The following is a 23,304-nucleotide window of genomic DNA, read 5'->3' as shown; positions in this document are numbered from 1 at the left end:
CATTGCCGTTTAACGGTTGAGATGGAGGATCGCCCGTTTTCGACGTTCCCATTGCCCAACCGTTAAACAGCTTAATCGTCAAAGGCTGGCCCGCTCGATGCCCAGCATCAAACCGCGCAGTTCGGCCAGTCCGCGCAGCCGCCCAATGCCCGTATAGCCGGGATTGGTTCGTTTGCCGGAATTCAGATCATCGAGCATTTTGTGGCCGTGGTCGGGCCGGAAGGGCATCCTGTCGTCTCCGCGGCCTATCTCCTGCCGACGGCGCTGCTCGCCGATCAGCGCACTCATGACGCCGAACATATCCACATCGCCGTCGAGGTGGTTGGCTTCGTAGAAATTGCCTTCCTCATCGCGCTTCGTGCTCCGCAGGTGAATAAAATGGATGCGCGAACCCAGCCGGTCCACCATGCCCACTAGGTCGTTGTCGGGCCGTACGCCGTAGGAGCCCGTACAGAAACACAATCCGTTGGCCCTCACATCGATGGCATCCAGAACCATCCGGGCGTCCGCTTCGGTGCTCACCACGCGGGGCAGCCCCAGAATCGGGTACGGCGGATCATCCGGGTGAATGGCCAGCCGAACGCCCGCATCCTGCGCAACCGGCACAATTTCGCGCAGAAACGCGTAAAGGTTTTCGCGCAATTCTCTGTCGCCGGTGTAGTTGTACGTGTCGAGAGTTTCCTGAAACTGCTCGACGGTGTAGCTCTCTTCCGAACCCGGCAGCCCCGCGATGATGTTTCGTTGCAGGCGCCGGGCGGCCGCTTCGTCCATCGACTCAAACCGGTTGCGGGCTTTCAGAATCTGCTCGGACGAGTAGTGCTTTTCGGCACCGGGGCGTTTGAGGATAAACAGTTCAAAAGCCGCAAATTCGGCCGCGTCGAAACGCAGAGCTGTTGAACCGTCCGGCATGAGGTAATCCAGGTCGGTGCGCGTCCAGTCGAGCACCGGCATAAAATTGTAGCAAACCGTGTCGATGCCGCAACGCCCCAGGTTGGCAATTGATTCCTTGTAATTGTCGATGTACTGCTGAAAGCCGTCGGTGCGGGTCTTGATCGCTTCGTGAACCGGAATGCTCTCCACGACCGACCACGTCAGCCGGTGTTCACCGGGCGCACCGGCCTCGATCAGGGCTTTGCGGGTGGTAATTTCATCGACGGACCATACCTGTCCGTTTGGAATATGGTGTAAAGCCGTCACGATCCCCGTTGCTCCAGCTTGTCGAATGTCGGCAAGGCTGACGGGATCGGCGGGTCCGAACCATCTCCAGGTTTGTTCTAATGCCATTTGTTTGGGGGTAATGTTGCTAGAAAAAGAATGAGGCCCAACGGCTCTACTCATTTCGCCTTACGGACCTGCGATCTACTATTTTTTCGCGGCATTTCGGTAAGTTTGATCAAACTTTGTCTTTTAGACCTGCTAACCTTTTTGTCGAATGCCCAACCTTTCCGGAAATTTTCGCTGGCGGATTGTGCTCCTGCTGTTTTTCGCAACAACAATCAACTACATCGATCGGCAGGTACTTTCGTTTACGATGATCGACGAAACGTTCCGGCGGGAGATGATGGGCAAAACCGGCGAGGAAGCCCTGACCGAGAGCGATCTCGACCAGTTTAAGGTTCTTTACAGCTACATCGACACGGTATTCAAGGTGGCCTACGCGCTCGGTTTTCTGCTGACGGGCTGGCTCATCGACCGGGTCGGCACCAAACGCGGCTTTTCCATTTCCATCGTTGTCTGGAGCATTGCGGGCGTTCTGAATGCGTTTATCGGCTCGTTGCGCGGGTTGAGCATGGTGCGGTTCATGCTGGGCATTGGCGAAGCGGGCAATTTCCCCTCGGCCATCAAATCGGTAGCCGAATGGTTCCCCAAAAAAGAACGCTCGTTTGCCGCGGGACTTTTCAACGCCGGAACCAACGTCGGCATTATCGTTACGGCGGCCCTGATTCCCTGGCTCACGCTGCAGTTTGGCTGGCGGTTTTCCTTTATTGCAACGGGTCTGCTGGGCTTTCTGGTCCTGATTGCCTGGCTGAAAACTTACCGCCGTCCGGAAGAACATCCGCGCGTCAGCCGGTCAGAACTGGCTTACATTCAGCAGGATAATGAAGAAGATATTCCCGAAGAAAAACTATCGTGGTGGCGGCTGCTGGGCTTCCGGCAAACCTGGGCGTTTATCGTCGGCAAGTTTATGTGCGATCCGATCTGGTGGTTTTACCTGAGCTGGCTGCCCGATTTTTTCAACAGCAGCGAATCGCTCGACCAGCGGCTGGATCTGAAAAATGTCGGCCTGCCGTTTCTGGTCATCTACATCGTTTCCGACGGGGGAAGCGTCCTGTTTGGGTGGCTGTCGTCCAAGTTTATTCAGCTGGGCTGGTCGGCCAACCGGGCGCGAAAAACGACGATGCTGATCTGCGCGCTTTGCGTAACGCCGATCTTTTTTGCCGCCCAAACCAGTAGTATTTATGTAGCCATTGCCTTAATTTCTTTGGCAACGGCAGCGCACCAGGGCTGGTCGGCCAACATTTACACGTTTGCGTCCGATCTGTTTCCCAAAAGTGCGGTAGCTTCCGTAACCGGCATCGGGGGTATGTTTGGGGCAATGGGCGGCATTTTGCTGGCGGCCGTCGCGGGCAATATCCGGGTTAGCTTCGGGTACCTGCCCCTGTTCATCATTGCCAGCTCGACCTACCTGATAGCCCTGGTGATCATTCACCTGCTGTCGCCCACGCTGGAACCGGTGACCAAGAAAGAACTGGAAAGCATTGGTGTTTAAGCATTTACATAAAGAAGGCTGGAGCGCTGGCAGCCGTCTCCTGTCTGTTCGGGTTAAAAAGGATGGGATGGTTTGTGTTTGCAAGGGTATAATAGTCCTTTCGGCTCATCCTTACGGCAGAATCACTCGAGCCGTCCAGCCATTTTTAGCCATAAAACCACCTAACCATTAACAACCTATATCATACTTGAAAAAAATAGTTACGTTCGGCGAGGTCATGATGCGACTGGCTCCGCCGGGTTTTGCGAAGTTCAATCAGGCGCATTCCCTGAATGTGGTCTACGGTGGCACCGAAGCGAACGTGGCCGTTTCGCTGGCCTACTTCGGTTGTCAGGCGGTGCACGTCACCCGCTTCCCCGATCACGCGCTGGGTCGGGCCGCAACCGCCACATTACGGTTCCACGGGGTCGACACGTCCCGCATCACGTATGGTCCGGGGCGGCTGGGGCTGTACTTCCTGGAAACCGGGGCTGTCAGCCGTGCCAGCCAGATCATCTACGACCGCTACGATTCGGCCTTTTCACTGATCCAGCCCGGCGATTTCGACTGGGACGCTATTCTGGCCGGTGCCGACTGGTTCCACTGGTCGGGTATCACCCCGGCGCTCTCGCAGCAAGCCGCTGATTGCCTGCTGGAAGCCATCCAAACCGCCAACCGGCTGGGCGTCAAGGTCTCGGGCGATATCTACTTCCGGAGTAATTTGTGGAAATACGGCAAAACACCGCAGGAAATCCTGCCCGCGCTGACTGCCGGTTGTGATCTGGTGCTGGGCAATCAGGCCAATTTTGAAGAGCTTTACGGGGTTAAAGCCGGTACCTTCGACGATGCCTGCCACGGTATGCAGGCGCTGTTTCCCCGCATCCGGTATTTTACGGATACCGAACGGGAATCGGTCAGCGCGTCGCACAACCGGCTCACGGCCAAGATCTTCGACGGAACCACCATGTTTTCCTCCGAAGTCTACGACATTACGCACATCATCGACCGCATTGGCGGGGGCGATGCGTACCTGGCAGGGCTGATCTACGGTTTGCTAACCACCGACGACCCGCAATACGCCGTTGAATTTGGTGCAGCCGCTTCGGCCCTCAAACACACCGTCGAAGGCGACGCCAACCTGGTTACCGTCCCGGAAATTGAAGCCCTGGTACAGGGGGACAAGTCCGGACGATTGAGAAGATAACTATAAATGAAGCGTGAAGAGTTGGCGGACGCTGTAAACTCATCCTTCTTTACGCTTCACTCATAACTCCCCAAAAGCTGTGTCTCGATTTTCAAGATTAGACGTTTATGAAACCATCCGGCGGGTGCCGATGGTGCCGGTTTTTTACCATGCCGATGCGGATGTTTGCCGTGAGGTGCTGGGAGCCTGCTACCGGGCGGGCATTCGGGCGTTCGAATTTACCAACCGGGGCGACTTCGCCCACGAAGTTTTCGGTGAACTGGTCAAAATGGCCGCCCGCGACTTTCCGGACCTGATTCTCGGGGCGGGAACGCTCGTCGAAGCCGGAACAGCCGCGCTGTATATTCAGTCGGGCGCAAATTTCATCGTGGGGCCGTCGTTTCACGAGTCCATCGCCCGCACCTGCAACCGTCGGAAAGTTGCTTACATGCCCGGCTGCGCCACGCTGACCGAAATTTCGACGGCGGAAGAACTGGGCGCAGAAATCGTAAAAATCTTTCCGGGTGATACGCTCAGCCCCAGTTTCGTGAAGGCCATCAAAGGCCCCATGCCGTGGACCAGCGTGATGGTGACGGGGGGCGTTGAGCCGACCCAGGAAAGTCTCGGAAGCTGGTTTAAAGCGGGCGTGACCGCCGTTGGAATGGGATCGCAGCTGTTCCCGAAAGACCTCCTGAGTAACCGGCAATTCGACCAGATTGAAGCCAAAGCCAGGGAAGTTCTTTCGATTATCGAGTCCCTGCGTGCCAAATAATAAGTGATGCGAGCGGAACGAGGCAGGCTGAAGGCCGGGCAGCCCGGTGGAAATCAATTCATAACTCATCGTTCCCGATTTGTCGTTCCCTAAGGTTGTTTGCGCCCAATGCGTTTTAACCTTACTTTTACACATTACAATCTATTTTAATTCCGTCGAGACCACCGCGAAACGCATCATCCCATGACACCACTGAACCGTTCCAACCATCCGGCCCCTATTCATCCGGAGCGCGTGCTGCAATTCGGCACGGGCGTTTTGCTTCGTGGACTGCCCGATTACCTGATTCACAAAGCCAATCAGCAGGGGATCTTCAACGGCAGCATTGTGGTTGTCAAGTCAACCGGGGGTGCAACCGACGAATTTGCGGAACAAGACGGCCTGTATATCGTGGTCAGCCGGGGAATTCAGAAAGGGCAGCTGGTGGATAAACACACGGTGGTGTCGGCCGTCAGCCGCGTACTTTCGGCGCAGGAAGACTGGAAAGCTGTCCTGGATGTCGCGAAAAAGCCGTCCCTGCAGGTTATTATTTCCAACACCACCGAGGTCGGGATTCAATACGTGGAAGAAAGCATTTTCCAGAATCCACCCCAGTCCTACCCGGCCAAACTGACGGCTTTTCTGTACGAACGGTTCAAGAATTTCGGCGGTGGGCGCAACAAAGGGCTGGTCGTTATCCCGACGGAACTGATTAGCGACAACGGCCTGAAACTGCGTGACATCGTTGAGAAAATCGCCCAGCACAACGAATTGGGCAAGCTGTTCATGAAGTGGCTGAAATACCATGTCCGCTTCTGTAACTCACTGGTCGACCGCATTGTACCGGGCAAACCCGACGCCGAAACGCACGCCCAACTGCAACAGGAACTGGGCTACAACGACAAGCTCCTGATTATGGCCGAACCGTACCGGTTGTGGGCGATTGAAGGGGATGATCGGGTTAAAAACGTCCTGACCTTCGCCAAGACCGATCCGGGGGTCATCATCGACGAAGACATTAATTTTTACCGCGAACGCAAACTGCGCGTCCTCAACGGCGGCCACACCATCAGCGTTCCGCTGGCGTATCTGCTGGGACTGGAAACCGTCAACGAAATGATGCAGCACCCGCTGATGAGCCGGTTTGTGGAAGAGGTGATTGCGCAGGAGATCGTACCGACCCTGCCCGAATGGATGATTCCGGAGGAGAATCCGGAGGCCGTCCGGGAGTTTGCCGCCGACGTTCTCGACCGGTTCCGCAACCCCTACATCGAGCACCTGCTGCTAAACATTACCCTTCAGGAAACCCTGAAAATGCGGGCCCGTAACCTGGCGACCATCCAGCGGTTTGTGGAGCAGAACGGACAGACTCCGCAGCGCATGGCCCTGGGCTTCGCGGCTTATCTGCGGTTTATGAAAGCCGTTCGGGAGGAAGATGGCGTCTACCTGGGCGAAACCACAACGCCCACCGGCGGAATCATCACCTACCCCATCCGCGACGACCATGCCGAATACTTTTACAAGCTGTGGCAGCAGGTCGATGTGCACGATGCAGCCTCGGTCCGTAACTTCGTGCAGACGCTCTGCGCCGACACCCTGCTTTGGGAAACCGACCTGAGCGCACTCAGTGGCTTCGGGGATGCCGTTGCCGACAACCTCAGCAGTTTGCTGACCCTGGGCGTCGAAGCGACCCTGGAACGCCACGTTGCGACGCCGGAGTCTACGACCAGCGGCTCAGAAATTGGTTGAACGCATCTTTGTGCTGATCGCTGACGGGAATGGTAGCCGGTCCGATCTGGATGGTATTTCGGGTTACGGCTTCAATCTTGTCCAGCGCCACGATAAATGAACGATGCACCCGCATGAAGCGCCGGGCGGGGAGTTTATCCTCCAGCGCCTTCAGGCTGGTCAGCGATAGAATTGGCTTGGGAGCGGCTTCGGGCCGCTCTTTGCGCAAATGCACCTTCACGTAATCTTTCAGGCCCTCAATGTAAAGAATGTCGTTGAACGCAATCCGGACCAGCTGATACTCCACCTTCAGAAATAAATACTCTTCTTCCGGCTCGGGCACGACGGGTGCTGGAGCAACAGCGGGCCGCTTGATCAACTCGAAATAGGTTTTGGCCTTGTTGGCCGCCCGCAGAAACTCTTCGTAATTAAACGGTTTGAGCAGGTAATCCAGAGCATCAACTTTATAGCCTTCCAGCGCGAACTGGTTATAAGCCGTCGTAAAAATCACCCGGGGCGTATAACCGGACTGGTTGCGCTCCATGACCCGGGCCAATTCCATCCCCGTCAGATCGGGCATCTGAATATCCAGGAACAGCAGATCAATCGGGTGATCGTGCAAGCCCTGTAATGCCTCCACCGCGCTGCTGTAGCGTCCGGCCAGATTCAGAAAAGGGGTTTTTTCGATGAACGCACACACCAGCCCAAGAGCCAGCGGTTCGTCGTCGACCGCAATGCAGTTTAGCATCATGAGAGATTTAAATTCAGGTGCACCAGGTACTCGTTAGCGGGCTGATCCTCCATCACCGAAAGCTGATACCGTTCGGGATAGAGCAGGTCGAGCCGCCGACGCGTATTGGTAAGCCCAATGCCACTGCCGACTTCGAGTGACTGATTTTTTTCGGGAAAGATCGTATTTCTCACTTTCATTTCCAGTTGGTTCCCTTCCTGGTGGATGCTGATCACAATCCGGCTGGGCATGATGGCGCTAACACCGTGTTTGAACGCATTTTCGACAAACGGCAGCAGCAACATCGGAGCCACTGGTACGTCTTTCAGGGGCGTGGGCTGTTCGAGCGCCACGGTAACCTTGTCGGTCAGGCGGAGCTGCATGAGCTGGATGTAGTCCTGCACAAAATCAATTTCCTTGCTCAACATGGTGGTGTCGTTCCCGGTTTCATAGAGCACGTATCGCATCATCCGCGACAGCCGGTGCAGGGCCTCGCGCGAGGCTTCCCCGTCGATGAGCGTCAGGGCGTAGATGTTGTTGAGCGTATTGAAAAAGAAATGCGGATTGATCTGCGCTTTCAGAAACGATAATTCAGAACTGACCTTGGCCTGCTCCAGATCCAACCGCAGCCGGGCGTCTTCCTGCCACTTCTGCACGGACGCAATGCTGGTGCCGATCCCGAGCATCAGAAAGGTAGTGACCAGAATCGGCTGGCTCCATGCCCAGACGTTTCGCGGTTTGCGGGGGCCGCCCTCGGGGTGCCAGGCCCGGTGCATGAGTTCCGGCAGATTCAGCCAGTTGTCAACGTGTAAAAGAATCACCACCACAAAAACGGCGGTCACAAACAACGAGGTTATGTACAAACTGGTTTGGTCGCGAAAAAGCAGGTAAGGCACCAACAACTGGGTGTTCAGGTAAAACGAGCCGACCAACAAACTAAAGTAAATTCCTTGTTTAACCCAGAATTGCGGAGGAGCGGTGATATCCCAGTTCAGGGGTTGATACACCAGCAGGGCAAATCCCAGCAGTCCCCAGGCCAGGATATGAATCAAAACTGGAACACTACGGCGTAACGTGAGTAAATTCATGAGATGTAAAGGCTTAAGTGCTAATTTCAGGTTGGAAAACGACTCCGAAAATGACAAAACAACCTGATTTCAGCGAAATCAGGTTGTCCAACTACCATCTCTATTAATAATCTTTTTTATCGTGTACCACGAATATGTATAAGATCGTCCGACAACGCAGGAACTAAGGATATATCGGGACGTTTAAGGGCGTCAATTATTCGACAATTTTACGGCACGCAGGGCATAAACGCACGGTAGAATCGACAAATTGCCACCTTATCCCGACCAATGGCCGGTTTTTGCCTATTATCGACGGTCGGCCCCTGTACCGTTTTCACTGCTCCCTTTCGAGCCTCAATCGGTTCAATGCCGCCCTCGATCGGTATTACCGGGCCCTGTTCTATCGCGCTTTGCGAAACGGGCCATCTTCTCCCGCTTTTTCCTACCCAATGCGCGGGCCGTTGCCGACCCGCAGCCAACCGTCTAAATCATCAAAAATTGCACTGGCCTCCTTCCCGATCCTTCGCTCGAACCGTCCAGCTGCTGGCTTCACCAGCGCGTCCACGCCCGAACAGCCCTTCCAATTCGCTGATACTAAGGCGTTGAGACGGGTATACTAACCCCCTAAAATACTATAACAGCCAAAAATACCGCCCGAGTTCATCGGTAAAAAGACGCCATCCGGCGATGTTCCTGCCCTTTTAGTCTATTCCATTTTATAGATATGCCGCGCTAGGATTGTTTTGCATATTCATTTTCCCATGAACTCGAACTCATGTCAAAGTTTTCCTTCTCACTATTCCTAGGAATTTTAAATCTGATAGTAGTACAGTCATTCGCTCAGTTTCCGGGCGGAGGTGGCGGTTTTGGCGGACCGGGTCGGTTCAGCCAACCGGGTCAGCGTGATAATCAGAAAGAAAAAACATTCATTCCCGGCACCGCCGAAGACGACAAACCACGGGGCAACGGCAAGATCAACGGCTTTTTGATGGATTCCACCTCGAATCAACCCGTTGAATTCGCGACCGTCGCCCTGATTGACAACAAAACCGGTAAGCCCATCGACGGAACCACGGCGGACGGCAAAGGCAAATTTAGCCTGAACCGACTGGCCCCCGGCGAATACCGACTGCAATATTCCTTTCTGGGTTATCAGAACAAAACGTCCAATCTGTTCACCATTGAAAAAGGGTCGGACATCAGCATGGGCATCGTGAAGCTTTCGCAGGATGTCCGCACGCTGAACGAAGTAGTCGTAACGGGACAGGCCGCCCTGATTGAAGAAAAAGTCGACCGCCTGGTTTACAACGCCGAAAAAGACATTACGTCCAAGGGGGGCGATGCCGCCGACATCATGCGGAAGGTACCGATGCTGAGCGTCGATCTGGACGGGAACGTTAGTTTGCGCGGCAGCAGTAACGTTCGGGTTCTGATCAACAACAAACCGTCGACGATCATCGCCAGCAGTGTAGCCGACGCCCTCAAGCAAATTCCGGCCGACATGATCAAGTCGGTGGAAGTAATCACTTCGCCATCCGCCAAGTACGACGCCGAAGGTTCAGCCGGGATCATCAACATCATCACCAAGAAGAACACGCTGCAGGGCGGCACGCTGAACGTCGATATGGGAACGGGCAACCGGAGCTCGAACCTGAACCTGAACGCCAGCTACCGTCAGGGCAAAATGGGCTTCAACCTCGGCGGTTTTGGCCGGGCCATGTACAACGTCCGGGGCGCATTCAACAACACACAGACCACCGTTGGACCAACAGGCAACACCACGACCATCCAGACGGCCGATACCCGGCAGAACGGCATGTTTGGCAACTACCAGTTCGGCTGGGATTACGACATTGATAAAAATACGTCGCTGTCGGCCACGGTGCGGTACGGGCTGCGGAACATGATCAACTACCAGGACAACCTGCAAACGGTGTCGTACATCAATCAGCTGGTCACCCAGTCCGGCCGGAACGTTGCGTCGAAAAACCTGTCCGGTACCGTGGATGCCAACGTTAGTTACAGCAAAACCTACAAACCTAACCAGGAACTGAGCGTTTTGGGTCTCTACAGCCGCAACAACAACACCAACAATTTTGTGACGGAATTGCTCAACGGCACGGATATGCACACGGTCATGAGCCGCCAGCGCAACGACAACCTGAGCTACAACCAAGAATCAACCCTGCAGGTCGACTACCAAACTCCGATCAAACGCAACCAGTTGCTGGAATTTGGGGGAAAAGGTATTTTCCGGAAAATGAACAGCGATTACCAGTTCTACACCACTGCCGGTGACAACGAAAATTACGAACTGAGCCCCATTCAGCCGTCCAACGGGTTGAACTACGATCAGAACATCACGGCCCTTTATGCCGCCTATACCCTGTCGACTAAAACCAAATGGACCCTGAAAGCCGGGGGGCGCTACGAGTATACCTTCATCAACGCCCGCTTTGAAAACAACAGCGAGCAGCAAACCGGCGACGTCCGGGACATTCCGGATTACGGCGTTTTTGTTCCGAGCGTCAACATTTCGAAAGGAATTAAGGGCGGAAAAATCATCAAACTGGCCTACAACCGCCGGATTCAGCGGCCGGGCATCCAGTCCCTGAACCCCAACATCAATGCCGCCAACCCGCTCAACATCAGCCAGGGGAATCCGAATCTGTCGCCCGAATACACCGACAACGTAGAGCTGGGCTTAAGCGGTCAGATCAAGAAGTTTTACCTGAATGCCACGCTATTTGCCCGAATTACGGACAATTCCATCATGAGCCTTCGGGATACCGCAACCCGAAACATCGGCACGGAAACCAACCCGAATTTCCAGACTGTTGTCAGCACCACCACGCAGAACATCGGAACTGAACGCGCCTATGGGGTGAACGTTTTCACGAACGTAACACTGTTCTCGATCTGGCAACTGGGTGGCGGTTTTGACCTCTACCACGCCTACCTGACCAACAACAACGCCAGTGCGCTCTACGGCGCTTCCAACTCCGGCTGGGTGCTGGGTGGCCGGTTGTTTACCAGCATCACCCTGAAAAACGGCTGGGGTATCCAGGGCTTTGGCGGGGGTCGCGGACGGCAGCTCAACCTGCAGGGCTATCAGGGCAGCTTTGCCTTCTACAACCTGGGTGTAAAGAAAGATTTCAACAACAAACGCGGCAGCATCGGTATCGGTGCCGAAAACTTCTTCAACCACCCGTTCAAAGTTCGTTCCGAGACGATTTCACCGCTCGTTTCGCAGCGCAGCGTCAACAGCATGTACAACGCCGGGGTGCGCGTGAACTTCTCGTACCGACTGGGTAAAATGAGCATGGACGGATCGGGCTTCAGCCTGGGCCGCCGGAAAAAATCCATCAACAACGACGACCAGAAGAGCGGTGGCGACGACAACGGCGGTGGCGTGCAGCAGGCGCAACCGGCTTCGGGCGGTGCCCAGGGCGGAAGTCGTCCCCGACAAAGATAATTTCTGACTATTCCACCTTACCGACAGAATTACAGGATGTTTCATTCTGTAATTCTGTTTATCTTGCTTCTGAAAACCCTTTTTTAACAAAAACCTCTCTCTATTATGCAAACCAACCGAATTTTTGCCGGACTACTCGCCATCGTCATGCTGGCTTCGACCCCGCTGACCCTCATCGCCGGAAACCACGGCCCTGACAAACGCCCCGGTGCCGTGGTCGCCAAAACCGTTACGTATGCCGTCGATACCGAACAAAGCACCATCGTCTGGAACGCCAAGAAAGTGGGCGGTGAGCATACGGGGAACATCAAACTGTCGAAAGGCGAGTTCGTCTTTAACGGCAACAAACTGACGGCGGGCAACTTCACCGCCGACATGACGACCATCAGCGAAAACAAAGGCAGTGAGCGGGTCGTCAACCACCTGAAAAACGACGACTTTTTTGCCGTCGACAAAAACCCGACGGCTACGTTTAAGATCAATAAACTAGCGCCGATTGCCGGGGCGGCAGCCGGACAGCCGAACTACACCGTGACCGGCGACCTGATGATCAAAGGCGCGACCAAGCCCATCACGTTCCCGGCCACGGTGAAGCTGGAGGGCGACAACGTGGAAGCAGCCGCCAAACTGACCGTCAACCGGCTGGATTACGACATCAAATACCGGGCGGCCTTGATCGGTACGGCGGCCGATAAAATCATTGAAGACACATTCACCCTTGACCTGAAACTGGTAGGCAAAAAGTCGAAACCAATGTAACCGGTTTCCCCATTTCGCTTACTAGTCAAAGTCATTCGTTGTTCGGATCTTTTCTACTTTTTATACAAAAAGAAAAAGATTTAGTAACAACGAATGACTTTTTTTGGTAAATCGGTATCAACAACTAACCGATGATAGGAGTATTTTCAACTTTTCTTAGAATGCGTAAGAATTATCGTTCCAACTCTTTTTCCTTTCTGCTCAATGCCACGCTCCTGATTGGACTGGCCTCGTTTACCCGCCAAGACAACCCCCGGGATCAGAAGCCGGACGAAAGCCGGTTTACGCCGGTCGTTGTCACCGAAGGGCTGGATGAACCAATGGTTTTTGAAGTTGCTCCGAACGGCGCGGTTTACATCGTCGAACGCAAAGGGGGCTTTAAAAAATACGACCCGGCCAGCAAAACCGTCAGCCTGATTGCCACCATCCCGGTGAACACCAAGTACACCAGCGCCGAGGGGGTGTCGCGCGAAGCCGAAGAGGGGCTGATGGGCCTTTCGCTGGACCCGAACTTTGAGAAAAATCACTGGGTATACCTTTACTATGCCCACCCAACCGAGAAAAAACACCTGCTGACCCGCTGGGATCTGGTCGACGACAAGCTCGTTGAAGGATCTGAAAAGGTGGTGCTGGAAGTGACCACGCAGCGTGAAGTTTGCTGCCATACGGGCGGGGGCATGACCTGGGACAAAGCTGGTAACCTCTACCTGACGGTGGGAAACAACACCGGAAACCAGCAGGCGGCCCAGACCGACGAGCGCCCCGGACGCGCCAGCTGGGATGATCAGGGCCACGCGGGCAACACCAACGACCTCCGCGGTAAAATCCTGCGCATCCATCCCGAACCCAACGGCACGTACACCATTCCGGAAGGCAACCTGTTTCCGAAAGGTACCGCCAACGGTAGCGACCGCCGAACCCGGCCGGAAATCTACTCGATGGGCCACCGCAACCCCTGGCGTATTTTTATCGACAGCAAAACGGGTTATCTGTACTGGGGAGAAGTGGGGCCCGACGCCAACGAAGACTCCGAAATCGGCCCGCGCGGTTACGATGAGTTAAATCAGGCCCGCAAACCCGGTAACTTCGGCTGGCCCTGGTTTGTCGGCAATGATCAGGCGTTTCCGGTTTACGATTACGCCAACAACAAACCGCTGGAGAAAAAAGACCCCCGCAAGCCCATCAACAACTCGCCCAACAACACCGGTTTGACGGAGCTTCCGCCGGTTGCGCCCAACTTCATTTATTACCCGTACGGTGTTTCCGAGAAATTCCCGCTGGTGGGCAGCGGTTCGCGCTCGGCAACGGGCGGTCCGATTTACCACCGCTCCGACTTTAAGAACCCCAAACGCCCCTGGCCCGCCTATTACGAAGGCAAATGGATTGCCACCGACTTCTCGCGGGGCTGGATCATGGCCATCACAATGGACGAAAACAGCGACTACAAATCAATGGAGCGGGTGCTGCCGAGTTACCGCCCCGTCGAACCCATCGATATGAAATTCGGACCGGACGGCGATCTGTACGTTCTGGAATACGGCAGCAACTGGTTCCGCAAAAGCGACAACTCCCGGCTGGTGCGCATTGAATACAACGGCGGCAACCGCAAACCCGTCGTGCAGGCGTCGGCCAGCAAAAAAGGCGGTACGGTTCCGTTCCAGATTGCATTGTCGTCCGAAGGCACCAGGGATTTTGACGGCGATGCGCTGAAATACGTGTGGAAAGTAGCCGCTCCCGGCGTTGCAGCCCGTACGTTCACAACGGCCAATCCGACGGTGTCCTTCGCCAAACCGGGGGTTTACACCGCTACGCTGACCGTCACCGATCCGAAAGGAGCCAGCAACAGCCAGTCCGTCCGAATCATTGCGGGCAACGAACCGCCCACGGTCGCCGTAAACATAGCCGGCAACAAAACCTTCTTCTTCCCCAACCAACCGATTCAGTACGCGGTTCAGGTAACGGACAAGGAAGACGGAAGCCTTGCCAAATCGAACGCGGCTCCGGGCCAAATCAATCCGTCGCGGGTAGCCATCAGCATCGACTACACCTCGCAGGGTTTTGATTACGCCGAAGTAATTCAAAGTCAGCGCAGTGTCGACGCTTCTACGCAGTTTGCCGTGGCGCAGACACTCATTGGCCAGAGTGATTGCAAAGTTTGTCACCAGGTTGCGTCGAAATCCGTGGGTCCGTCGTTCCACGACATTGCCGACCGCTACAAAGGCCAGGGTGAAGCTGCGGACCGGCTGGTCAAGAAAGTCATCAACGGCGGAGCGGGCGTCTGGGGCGAGGTCGCCATGCCGGCTCACCCGGCCATGCCCGCGGGCGATGCCGCTGCGATTGTGAAATACATCCTCAACAGCACCGAAAAAACATTGAGCACTTTACCGGCTCAGGGCAGCTATACCGTTAAAATTCCGGAAGGCGACAACGGTAAAGGCTCGGTTCTGGTGCGGGCAGCCTACACCGACCGGCCCGTCAAGGCGATTCCTTCGCAAACCGCCGAGAATCAGATCATCCTGCGCAATCCGGAAATGAGTCCCGACCAGGCCGAAATTGCCAAAGGCGTTGACCTCAAAGCCCGGGGCATGGGCGCCGGTGTCAGTCTGATGGCGTTCTCGAACGGTTATATCGGGTTTAAAAAACTTGACCTGACCGACATCAAGCAGCTGGAACTGATGGCTTCGGCCCAGAAGCGCGAAGGTGCCGTTGGCGGAACCGTGGAAGTCCGGCTGGACGCTCCGACGGGCGAACTGATCGGGCAAACCACCGTCAACGTAGCCCAACCGCGAACCGCTGCACCAACGGCTACTTCCATTCAGAACGCGGGCGGCACCACCCAACCCAAATCGACCACGGCAGCAGCACCGGCTTCGGCCCCCCGCAGTGCCGGTTCGCCCAAAATCGATCTGAAGGAAACAAACGGGGTTCATGATGTTTATCTGGTCTTTAAAAACGATCAGGCCAAAGCCATCGAACCGCTCTTGTCACTATCCAGTGTAAAGTTCAGCCCAGTTCAAAAATAAGCCTTACCAACACCAATGGCTTCAAGAAGAGAATTTCTGAAAAATACCGGTGCGCTGGCCCTGAGCGGCCTGATGGTCCCGGCTTTGGCCCGCACCGGTCTGAACGGCCTGCTGGCCCCAGGTCCGATTGGGTTGCAGTTGTACACGCTGACCAAGCTGATGGCCGAAGATGCAAAGGGCACACTGCAGAAAGTCGCGGCCATCGGCTACAAGGAAATCGAAACGGCGGGCGGTTTGAAAGAGGGTTACTACGGCTTCAAGCCCAAGGAGTTTAAGGCGCTGGTGGAAGATTTGGGAATGAAATGGCGGGCCCACCACGCAGGTGGCGCCCCGTTTCGTCCGCGCACCCCACCCAACGTCGGCGGTGCTCCCGTTGGTGCTACCCCGCCCGCAGCGGCTCCGGCCCCCATGAGCGAAGACCGCCGGGCGTTGTTTGCCGCCATGGCCAAACGCCCAAACCTGCGGGACAACTACCAGCAACTGGTCGATGAAGCCGCCGAAGGGGGATTGAGCTTTCTGGTCTGCGCCAGCACGCCCGTTTCCACGATGGACGAGATCAAGAAATCCATCGAGGTGTTCCAGAAAACCGGAGAAGCCTGCAAAAAAGCCGGTCTGGCTTTTGCCTACCACAACCACGCCACCGAATTCGATCCGGTGGAGGGTTCCAAAACGCCGTATGAACTAATTCTGTCCCAGACGGATAAGGAGCTGGTCAAGATGGAACTGGACCTGGCCTGGGCCACCAAAGCCAGCAAAGACCCCGTGGCGTTGTTTAAGGAGCAACCGGGGCGCTTTCCGCTCTGGCACATCAAGGACATCAAGCAGGACCTCAAAACCATTACCGAAGTCGGCAACGGTGTGGTCGATTTCAAACGGATTTTTACGGCGGCCCGAACGGCGGGTCTGCAATACCATTTTGTCGAACAGGACGGTGCCGTCGGTATGGAGAACGTCACGACCAGTTATCGGAATCTGGCCAACATGCTGGCCTGAGCGCACGGGTTGGGAGTTGGGTCCATGGCGCTCAACTCCTAACCCGTTACGTAAACGCCAGGTTGCCTTCCTTCAGCGCCTTTTTGTACTTTTCTTTATCGAATCGGAACAGGTACGGCGACTTGTAAGCCCCTCCCCTTCGCTGTTCTTCCAGCCGTTCAATGATGCCGAGCGCCCGCATTTTCTTGGAAAAGTTTCGGGGATCGAGCGGCCGGTTCAGGATGGTTTCGTAGAGCCGCTGCAGTTCCGGCATGGTAAATTTTTCGGGCAGCAAATTGTAGCCGACCGGTTGCCAGCTCAACTGAACGCGCAGGGTTTTAAGCGCCACTTCAACGACGTGGTTGTGGTCAAACAGCAGAGACGGCAGATTTTCAACGTCCCACCACCGGCATTCGTCCGTCAGAAAATCGGCCGTGGGGGTTACTTTTGAAAAATCAACCAGGGCAAAATAACCGATGGACACGGTTCGGTTGGGCCACCGGCGCGTCGAAGGGTCCGGCCAGTGCAGCTTCCGGCTGACTTCTTCCCGGTTGTAGCGTACATCGTCACCAAAGGTGTGGAACTGTTGCAGAAAAAGCTTATTGATACCCGTTCGTTCCTTCAGAATTCGCTGAGCCGCCACATCCACTGATTCGTTTTTGTAGATAAAACCGCCGGGCAGCCCCCACTCTTCGGTGTCTTTCCACCGTAACAGCAACACTTTCAACTGGTTGTTGGAAAAACCGAAGATGACGCAATCCACCGACAAACCGGGCAGACAGTTTTCATCCGCTTCGGCGAAGTACACTTGCAGTTGTTTTTGGTAATCCATGAGGAAAAAATAAAAATTAATCTTTATGTATGCCGTACATATTCAGTCTTTATTTTAGACCCAGTCAGCATCACGCTTCGTACTATGATGAAAAAACTACCTCTTCGACTGTTCTTCAGCCTTTACCTTCTGGCGCTGATTCCCGCGGTGCGGGCGCAGCAGGCCCACGTCAACTTAGACTGGAATCCGCATAAAAATACCCAAAACCTCAATCCTTTCGGAGCCAACGTCATTTCTCCGGACGTTAGTGACGACCATAAGGTCACGTTTCGGCTGAAGGCACCGCAGGCCCGGGAGGTATTGCTGACGGGCGGCCCAATTTTGCTGGCCCTCAAAGCCACCCAGCCGATACCGTTCAAAAAAGAGACGGATACGCTCTGGACCCTGACGGTCGGCCCCGTAAAACCGGATATGTACGTTTACCGGTTCATTGTCGACGGCGTAACCGTGGTCGACCCCAACAACACGCTCACGGGTTTTTCCGATCAGCCGGGGTACAGCCAGCTGGTTGTGCACGGCGAAGGACCGGCCTATTACGACGCCCGCCCGGTTCCTCACGGCACCGTAATCCGCCATGTTTACCACTCCGATGTGCTGAACGGGGAGCGCGAAATTTACGTCTACACCCCACCCGGCTACAATCCTAAGAAAAAATATCCGGTTTTGTACCTGCTCGGCGGTAGTGGCGAACTGGCTTCTACCTGGGCAATCGACGGTCGGGCCAACTTTATTGCCGACAACCTGATCGCCGAAGGAAAGGCCGTTTCGATGATCATCGCCATGCCGAACAACCAGGTAGTGCACCGCAGCGACCCCAGGCATACGGAACTGACATTCAACCTTTTTGAAGAAGAACTGCGCAAACAGATTGTGCCTTTTGTCGACAAAAATTATAGTACGGTTACCAGGCCCAAAGGCCGGGCACTGGCCGGGTTGTCGATGGGCGGACGGCATACGCAACTGGTCGGTTTTAACTGCCTGGATTTATTCAGTTCGTTTGGCTGCCTAAGTTCCGGGGATGTCAATACCGAGCAAACCAGCGCCAGGTTTCTGAACGATCCGGACGTCAATAAAAAGGTGGATTACCTTCTGGTGGGTCAGGGGCCGGGAGAAGTCGCCACGATTGGCCAGCGGACCATTGCCCTGCACGAAGCCCTGCAGAAGCACAACATCAAACACGACTACTACGTGGGTGGCGAAGGAGCGCACGACTGGGGCACCTGGCGGCATTTGCTCTCCTACCGGCTTCTGCCCAACCTCTGGCAAACGAAATAACCTTCAAACCCGCCCTCTTTAACCTTTTTCCCTTTTTCCCTTTTTCGCCCATGATTCGCCATCGGATTTTTCGTTTTTTGCTGCTTACTTTTCTGTTTCTGGGAGCAGGCAGCCGCCTGATTGCCCAGAAACTCCCGTCCGGCCCGCAGGTCCTGACCATCTTCTCCGACGTTGATGACACCGAGCAGCCGTACGGGTTATACCTTCCGAAAAACTATAATCCCAAAAAGAAATACCCGCTGGTGATCATGCTCCACGGTGCGGGTTCGAACCACCGGCTTTCGCTTCGGCGGGTGTTCGGTAAAAGCAACCTCAACGGCGAAACCGACGTGGAAGCCACCAAATACTTTCCGGAATGGGCCGATGTCAACTACATTGTAGCCTCGCCCTTTGCGCGCGGAACTATTGGTTACCAAGGCGTTGCCGAAAAGGACGTGTATGATGTACTGGCCGACGTGAAAAAGCGATTCAGCATCGACGACGACCGGGTGTACCTGACGGGTTATTCGATGGGCGGTGGCGGCACGTTGTGGATTGGCCTGAGCCGTCCGGACGTGTGGGCGGCCATTGCGCCGGTTTGCCCCGCCCCACCCAAAGGCACGGATGCGCTGGCGGGCAATGCGCTCAATTATCCCGTTCACATTTTTCAGGGCGACGCCGATCCGGCGGTCAAAGTGGAAGGCACGCGCGAATGGGTGCAGCGGTTCAAGGATGCGGGCGTTAATCTTACGTATCAGGAATACCCCGGCGTCAAGCACGATAGCTGGGTGAATGCCTACCAGGACGGTTTTATTTTTACCTGGTTTGACAAATTCAAGCGCAACCGCTTTCCGGAGCGCGTGCGGTTTACTACCCGACAATACAAGTATAATACCGCTTACTGGGTTCAGATTGACCAGTTGACGCCCGGAAATCTGGCTACGGTGGATGCCCGACTCAGTAGCCAGAACCACCTGGACGTAACGACGTCCAACATCGACGCTCTTACCTTTAAACTGGCCGGACATCCTCGTTTCAAAGCAAAAAAACCGCTGGAGATTATCATCGACGGCAAAACCGTTAGCACTCCGGCGAGCGATGCCGTCACGCTGGTCAAACGCGAAGGTGGTTGGGAAGCCGCGCCGTATCAGGCCACGGCCACAGCCAAGCGTCCGGGGGCCGAAGGACCGTTGAGCGCCCCCTTTGCCGACCGGCACGTGTACATCTACGGAACCGCCGACAATCCGTCCCCGGAAGAACTCAAAAACCGTCAGGATCAGGCGTTTCAGGCGGCCAACTGGTCAGCCTACAGGGGTGAATTTCTGGGTCGGATCATGGTCTTTCCGCGCATTCTGGCCGACAAAGAGGTGCGGCCCAGCGATCTGGAAAGCGCCAATCTGGTGCTGTTCGGCACAAAAGAAACCAACTCTCAGGTAGCCAAATTCAGCGATCGCTTGCCCATCCAGTTGAACCCCAACACCACGGATTACGGCTTGTTCTACGTTTTCCCGGTCAACAACCATTACGTAACCGTAAATTCCGGGCTGCCCTGGTGGACCGACGCCCAAACGCAAACGGGCGGCTTCTCGCTGACTAACCGGGCCATGGCCGTAACTTCGGGCTTCAAGGACTTTATCCTGTTCAAAGGAACGTACAAAACGCCGGTGGCCGAAGGTTATTTCGACAACGACTGGCATCTGACAGCGGATGACGCCAGCAAACTAACCGAATCGGGTGCCGTTACGGTGGCAACGGGCGCGACGACTTCCAAGCGCTAAGCAACGTTACCAATACCAAAAAGCCGGGCTTACGTCCGGCTTTTTGGTATTGACTAAAAAAGCGGTGTTCAGGCGTCCCGCCACTTGATACCGCAGCTGAGTCCGGGCGGGCGGAGGGTGTCGTAACGAATTTCTCCGCTAATAATTTCTTAACGGCTTCCTTCACGAACTTTCTCGTTGCCCATCACCCGGGCCACGTTTTGTTGGCCTGGCCGTCTACCGAGTATTTGCCCGGGCCCACAAAGAAAATGGTCAGGTAGATCAGGAAATAAAGCAACGGCATCTCCTTTTTACTAAATGGATCGCTGCCGTGAGCAAAGATGGTAATAACCAGCATGTTGATTGCCAGAATAAGGGCCGCAGCACGGGTTTGGAAGCCGAAGATGAGCAGGACGGACCCAAGAAACTCGGCGATCGTAGCCAGAATGAGCGACGGTGTGCTGCCAATCCCGATGGGATCACCGAAGGCCATGTCGCCCGCCATAATTTTGGCGACTTTTGGCCAGCCGTGCGTCAGCATCAGCGCCGAGACACCAACACGCAGCAACAACAGGGAACCGTGAACGGCGGAGGGGCTGGCTTTTGTTCCGAAGAGGGTTTTCATAGAAAGGTCGAATAGTTTACTTGCTAAACGACCTTTCTATGAGTCTTGTTTTGTCATATGTCAAAAACCCTTAAAACTGGTACAGAACCCGCGCCCGAACCCCGGCGGTGGTCTGATTCAGACTGTTACGGGTGCTCAGCATTGGGTTCGATACATACGGCAGTGCCTGAAACGCCCAGTGGCCTGCCTGTTTCTCCAACCCAACACTGACCTGCCAGCTGTTGTACAGACTGGGCTCGCACTCCTGCGCAAACGTAGTCTTGTAAAAGTCGTAATACCCGCCAACGCCTTTCCGACGCATAAATTCAACCTCTTCGCGCGCTTTCAGGCTAAAGCTAAGCCCGGCCGACGGCAGAATCGCAACGGTATTTCCCAGCGGAAGCCGGTAACTAATCGTAACGGGCAGCTGCCAGGATTGTCCACTCTGATGGATGTTCAGCACCTCAATGCGCGGATCAACCGGTACACGACCGGGGAAATCCCTCCGGAAATCGCTCAGGCGCTTTTTGTTATATTCCTGGTCACTCTTGAAATTATCGCCCGTGACGTTGAGCCGGCTTATTCCCAATCCAATCGTCAGGTGATCCCCGAACAGCACCTCCCCAACCAGTCCAAACCCGGATTGTCCTCCCGCGATCTCGGCCCCGCCCCCAAGGCGGAATTTGACCAACGGCGCGGGTTCTTCCACGGCGGGTTGCCGGGTTTGCTGCGGTACGGTATTGATCACCGAGGGCGTATACAACGGGCAAATCCGGCGAACGCGACGCTGGTAGTTTTCAGCGTAATAGCTTGAATCAAACGACGGAATGCGGTTCTGAACGGAATTCCAGGAAAGGGCCACCGACTCACGGCTTCCCGCTCCGGGCGGTACCGATCCGGTTGTTCCCGTACCGGATGGATCATTTGATCCGGGCATCCCGGTTTCGGTTGGCCACGCCCGGTCTGTTTTTAAATCATTGTCTTTCCGGGGATTCGTGTACCGGCTGTTGCCCGCATACCGTTCGTTATCCGTGACAGAGGAATTTGTCGCCGACGATCGGGGCCGTGAGTAAGCAGGCACAGTGTTGCGCCCAGCCGGTTCGATTACCTCACGGCCGATTGGCGGCTGGCCTGACTCCGTCAGCCGGTGGTCCGGTTCCGACGGCTCCCGGTTTGATGGTGGTCCGGTTTGATGGGTCGGGGCCGATTCATCCCTGTCCATTCGGCGGTCGTCCACATCCGAGCGATCAGCCAGCCGGCGGTCGTCCGGCCGATAGTGGGGAGCAATGGGCGACAAACCCGGCACCGGTACTTCCCGCGTAATGTACACCGTATCGGGTTTTGGAACGGCGGCCACCGGCGGAGCCTGTTGGAGCAGATTGACGGTATCTTTCAGGGACTCAACGGTTTGTTCCAGCTGCTGATTGACTCGGTATTGCCAGACCGACAACACAATCAGACCGGCCACGCTGGCCGCGCTCAGCATGGGCGTCAGCCACTGCGTGGTGGTCAGGCCAATGGAGGGCACGCCGTTGCGACGCAGGAAAGACCGCAGGGTTAGCCAGTTGCTTTCCCGGTAAGGAGGCTCTATGTCCTCCAGCTTTTTTCGTATAGATTCCTCAAATTTATCAGTTTTCATAGTAACGTACTGGAGCAGGATCGGATGGAAAGAGATGTGGATAAGCAGACCGAATTGCCTGCTGTAGGCGCTGCCGTGACCGCAGAAAATGAGAGCGGACCGTGGCTTCGTTGCTCTGCAACACCTCGGCAATTTCCCGAAGGCTGTAGCCATCGACTACATGCATGGAAAACACCGTACGGTAAGCGGGTGGCAGTTGCTGAACCAGTGCCAGAATTTCGTCAGCCGAGATTCGATCAATCACATTGTCTTCGAACGGCACGTCCTGTCCGGCTTCCAGCACACTCATATCCAGTTTGTGGTATTTGCGGTAATAGCTGATGGCCGTATTGATCAGAATCGACCGCAACCAGGCCTTGAAGGGGTGAGACGCATCGTACTGATGCAACCGTTGAAATACTTTCAGGAAGCTTTCGTTCAACACCTCCTCGGCTTCCTCCGAAGTTGCCGAATACCGCAGACAGATACTTTTGGAATAGCCGTAAAACTTTTTAAACAACACCCGCTGAGCCTGCGCGTCGTGGTTGCGGCAGGCTTCAATCACACTATCAATATCGTTTTCCGCGAAGGAAGGGCGCTTTCGAAAAAACAAGGCCGTAACGATTTAAGTAAATGATTCGCTCATGCTTAACCAATACGCCAACATCAGGCCCGGTGTTGCAGCCGTCGGCCATTTTTTTCAACTTTTTTTCACCCCAAGATTTTCTGTTTTTTTTCGCCCTGCGCTGCAACGGTGTACCGGTCCCGGGCGTAATGGCAATTGTATCGTTGGAAATCG

General features: G+C 55.2%; 17 protein-coding genes. 10 read left to right on the top strand and 7 right to left on the bottom strand.

From position 1 onward, the window contains the following. Positions 1–78: 78 nt before the first annotated feature. Complete coding sequence (uxuA, locus tag OQ371_RS16805) at positions 79–1,284, bottom strand: mannonate dehydratase (protein ID WP_265989339.1); 1,206 nt, start codon at positions 1,282–1,284, stop codon at positions 79–81. 148 nt (positions 1,285–1,432) lie between these two features. Between uxuA and OQ371_RS16800 the strand changes: the two genes are divergently transcribed. The 4 genes from OQ371_RS16800 to OQ371_RS16785 all read left to right on the top strand — a co-directional run bounded on the left by OQ371_RS16800 (position 1,433) and on the right by OQ371_RS16785 (position 6,432). Next, positions 1,433–2,770, top strand: coding sequence for an MFS transporter (locus OQ371_RS16800; RefSeq protein WP_265989338.1), 1,338 nt, complete (start codon positions 1,433–1,435; stop codon positions 2,768–2,770). 187 nt (positions 2,771–2,957) lie between these two features. Beyond that, on the top strand, positions 2,958–3,953 hold the full coding sequence (locus tag OQ371_RS16795) for a sugar kinase (protein ID WP_265989337.1): 996 nt from the start codon (positions 2,958–2,960) through the stop codon (positions 3,951–3,953). Between the two features lie 79 nt (positions 3,954–4,032). Continuing rightward, positions 4,033–4,704 (top strand): bifunctional 4-hydroxy-2-oxoglutarate aldolase/2-dehydro-3-deoxy-phosphogluconate aldolase, encoded by a 672-nt coding sequence (locus OQ371_RS16790; protein ID WP_265989336.1) that lies wholly within the window; start codon positions 4,033–4,035, stop codon positions 4,702–4,704. 183 nt (positions 4,705–4,887) lie between these two features. Next, a complete protein-coding gene (locus OQ371_RS16785; protein WP_265989335.1) occupies positions 4,888–6,432 on the top strand; it encodes a tagaturonate reductase in 1,545 nt (514 codons plus the stop codon). Here the strand turns inward: OQ371_RS16785 and OQ371_RS16780 are convergent. Further along, positions 6,404–7,162: a LytR/AlgR family response regulator transcription factor gene (locus tag OQ371_RS16780; protein WP_265989334.1), complete on the bottom strand. Its 759-nt coding sequence runs from the start codon at positions 7,160–7,162 to the stop codon at positions 6,404–6,406. The two genes, OQ371_RS16785 and OQ371_RS16780, sit on opposite strands and share 29 nt — an antisense overlap. Then, positions 7,159–8,229 carry a sensor histidine kinase gene (locus OQ371_RS16775; protein WP_265989333.1) on the bottom strand — a complete coding sequence of 357 codons (1,071 nt, stop codon included), beginning with the start codon at positions 8,227–8,229 and terminating at the stop codon, positions 7,159–7,161. Before OQ371_RS16775 ends, OQ371_RS16780 begins: the two co-directional genes overlap by 4 nt. Before the next feature lie 757 nt (positions 8,230–8,986). On the opposite strand from OQ371_RS16775, the gene OQ371_RS16770 reads away from it, so the two are divergent. The 4 genes from OQ371_RS16770 to OQ371_RS16755 all read left to right on the top strand — a co-directional run bounded on the left by OQ371_RS16770 (position 8,987) and on the right by OQ371_RS16755 (position 16,461). Next, a complete protein-coding gene (locus tag OQ371_RS16770; RefSeq protein ID WP_265989332.1) occupies positions 8,987–11,686 on the top strand; it encodes a TonB-dependent receptor in 2,700 nt (899 codons plus the stop codon). A gap of 105 nt (positions 11,687–11,791) precedes the next feature. Further along, positions 11,792–12,445, top strand: a complete 654-nt coding sequence (locus OQ371_RS16765; RefSeq protein ID WP_265989331.1) for a YceI family protein — start codon at positions 11,792–11,794, stop codon at positions 12,443–12,445. A 161-nt stretch (positions 12,446–12,606) separates the two neighbouring features. Then, on the top strand, positions 12,607–15,468 hold the full coding sequence (locus tag OQ371_RS16760; protein WP_265989330.1) for a PQQ-dependent sugar dehydrogenase: 2,862 nt from the start codon (positions 12,607–12,609) through the stop codon (positions 15,466–15,468). 15 nt (positions 15,469–15,483) lie between these two features. Continuing rightward, positions 15,484–16,461: a sugar phosphate isomerase/epimerase family protein gene (locus OQ371_RS16755; RefSeq protein ID WP_265989329.1), complete on the top strand. Its 978-nt coding sequence runs from the start codon at positions 15,484–15,486 to the stop codon at positions 16,459–16,461. Between the two features lie 46 nt (positions 16,462–16,507). Here OQ371_RS16755 and OQ371_RS16750 read toward each other — a convergent pair whose 3' ends face one another. After that, a complete protein-coding gene (locus OQ371_RS16750) occupies positions 16,508–17,272 on the bottom strand; it encodes an NUDIX hydrolase (RefSeq protein WP_265989328.1) in 765 nt (254 codons plus the stop codon). 84 nt (positions 17,273–17,356) lie between these two features. Between OQ371_RS16750 and OQ371_RS16745 the strand changes: the two genes are divergently transcribed. Then, positions 17,357–18,547: an esterase gene (locus tag OQ371_RS16745; RefSeq protein WP_265989327.1), complete on the top strand. Its 1,191-nt coding sequence runs from the start codon at positions 17,357–17,359 to the stop codon at positions 18,545–18,547. Between the two features lie 50 nt (positions 18,548–18,597). Further along, a complete protein-coding gene (locus tag OQ371_RS16740) occupies positions 18,598–20,304 on the top strand; it encodes a carboxylesterase family protein (RefSeq protein ID WP_265989325.1) in 1,707 nt (568 codons plus the stop codon). Positions 20,305–20,488: 184 nt separating this feature from the next. Here the strand turns inward: OQ371_RS16740 and OQ371_RS16735 are convergent, their stop codons facing one another. From OQ371_RS16735 to OQ371_RS16725, 3 genes are all read right to left on the bottom strand, one after another. Then, the gene (locus OQ371_RS16735) at positions 20,489–20,908 is read right to left on the bottom strand and encodes a DoxX family protein (protein WP_265989324.1); all 420 of its coding nucleotides are present in this window, start codon (positions 20,906–20,908) and stop codon (positions 20,489–20,491) included. A gap of 70 nt (positions 20,909–20,978) precedes the next feature. Then, positions 20,979–22,526 (bottom strand): hypothetical protein, encoded by a 1,548-nt coding sequence (locus OQ371_RS16730; RefSeq protein ID WP_265989323.1) that lies wholly within the window; start codon positions 22,524–22,526, stop codon positions 20,979–20,981. Then, on the bottom strand, positions 22,516–23,118 hold the full coding sequence (locus tag OQ371_RS16725; protein ID WP_265989321.1) for an RNA polymerase sigma factor: 603 nt from the start codon (positions 23,116–23,118) through the stop codon (positions 22,516–22,518). Before OQ371_RS16725 ends, OQ371_RS16730 begins: the two co-directional genes overlap by 11 nt. Positions 23,119–23,304: the final 186 nt, after the last annotated feature.

This window comes from Larkinella insperata (assembly GCF_026248825.1).
In the GTDB taxonomy this organism is placed as follows: domain Bacteria; phylum Bacteroidota; class Bacteroidia; order Cytophagales; family Spirosomataceae; genus Larkinella; species Larkinella insperata.
The sequence above is the reverse complement of the archived record's forward strand: the minus strand, read 5'-3'. Positions and strand labels throughout refer to the sequence as shown.

What these genes read in the sequence shown, in the direction of transcription:
- uxuA (WP_265989339.1), bottom strand. Translation starts at nt 1,284, where the DNA reads ATGGCATTAGAACAAACCTGGAGATGGTTCGGACCCGCCGATCCCGTC.
- OQ371_RS16800 (WP_265989338.1), top strand. Translation starts at nt 1,433, where the DNA reads ATGCCCAACCTTTCCGGAAATTTTCGCTGGCGGATTGTGCTCCTGCTG.
- OQ371_RS16785 (WP_265989335.1), top strand. Translation starts at nt 4,888, where the DNA reads ATGACACCACTGAACCGTTCCAACCATCCGGCCCCTATTCATCCGGAG.
- OQ371_RS16780 (WP_265989334.1), bottom strand. Translation starts at nt 7,162, where the DNA reads ATGATGCTAAACTGCATTGCGGTCGACGACGAACCGCTGGCTCTTGGG.
- OQ371_RS16775 (WP_265989333.1), bottom strand. Translation starts at nt 8,229, where the DNA reads ATGAATTTACTCACGTTACGCCGTAGTGTTCCAGTTTTGATTCATATC.
- OQ371_RS16770 (WP_265989332.1), top strand. Translation starts at nt 8,987, where the DNA reads ATGTCAAAGTTTTCCTTCTCACTATTCCTAGGAATTTTAAATCTGATA.
- OQ371_RS16765 (WP_265989331.1), top strand. Translation starts at nt 11,792, where the DNA reads ATGCAAACCAACCGAATTTTTGCCGGACTACTCGCCATCGTCATGCTG.
- OQ371_RS16760 (WP_265989330.1), top strand. Translation starts at nt 12,607, where the DNA reads ATGCGTAAGAATTATCGTTCCAACTCTTTTTCCTTTCTGCTCAATGCC.
- OQ371_RS16755 (WP_265989329.1), top strand. Translation starts at nt 15,484, where the DNA reads ATGGCTTCAAGAAGAGAATTTCTGAAAAATACCGGTGCGCTGGCCCTG.
- OQ371_RS16750 (WP_265989328.1), bottom strand. Translation starts at nt 17,272, where the DNA reads ATGGATTACCAAAAACAACTGCAAGTGTACTTCGCCGAAGCGGATGAA.
- OQ371_RS16745 (WP_265989327.1), top strand. Translation starts at nt 17,357, where the DNA reads ATGATGAAAAAACTACCTCTTCGACTGTTCTTCAGCCTTTACCTTCTG.
- OQ371_RS16740 (WP_265989325.1), top strand. Translation starts at nt 18,598, where the DNA reads ATGATTCGCCATCGGATTTTTCGTTTTTTGCTGCTTACTTTTCTGTTT.
- OQ371_RS16735 (WP_265989324.1), bottom strand. Translation starts at nt 20,908, where the DNA reads ATGAAAACCCTCTTCGGAACAAAAGCCAGCCCCTCCGCCGTTCACGGT.
- OQ371_RS16730 (WP_265989323.1), bottom strand. Translation starts at nt 22,526, where the DNA reads ATGAAAACTGATAAATTTGAGGAATCTATACGAAAAAAGCTGGAGGAC.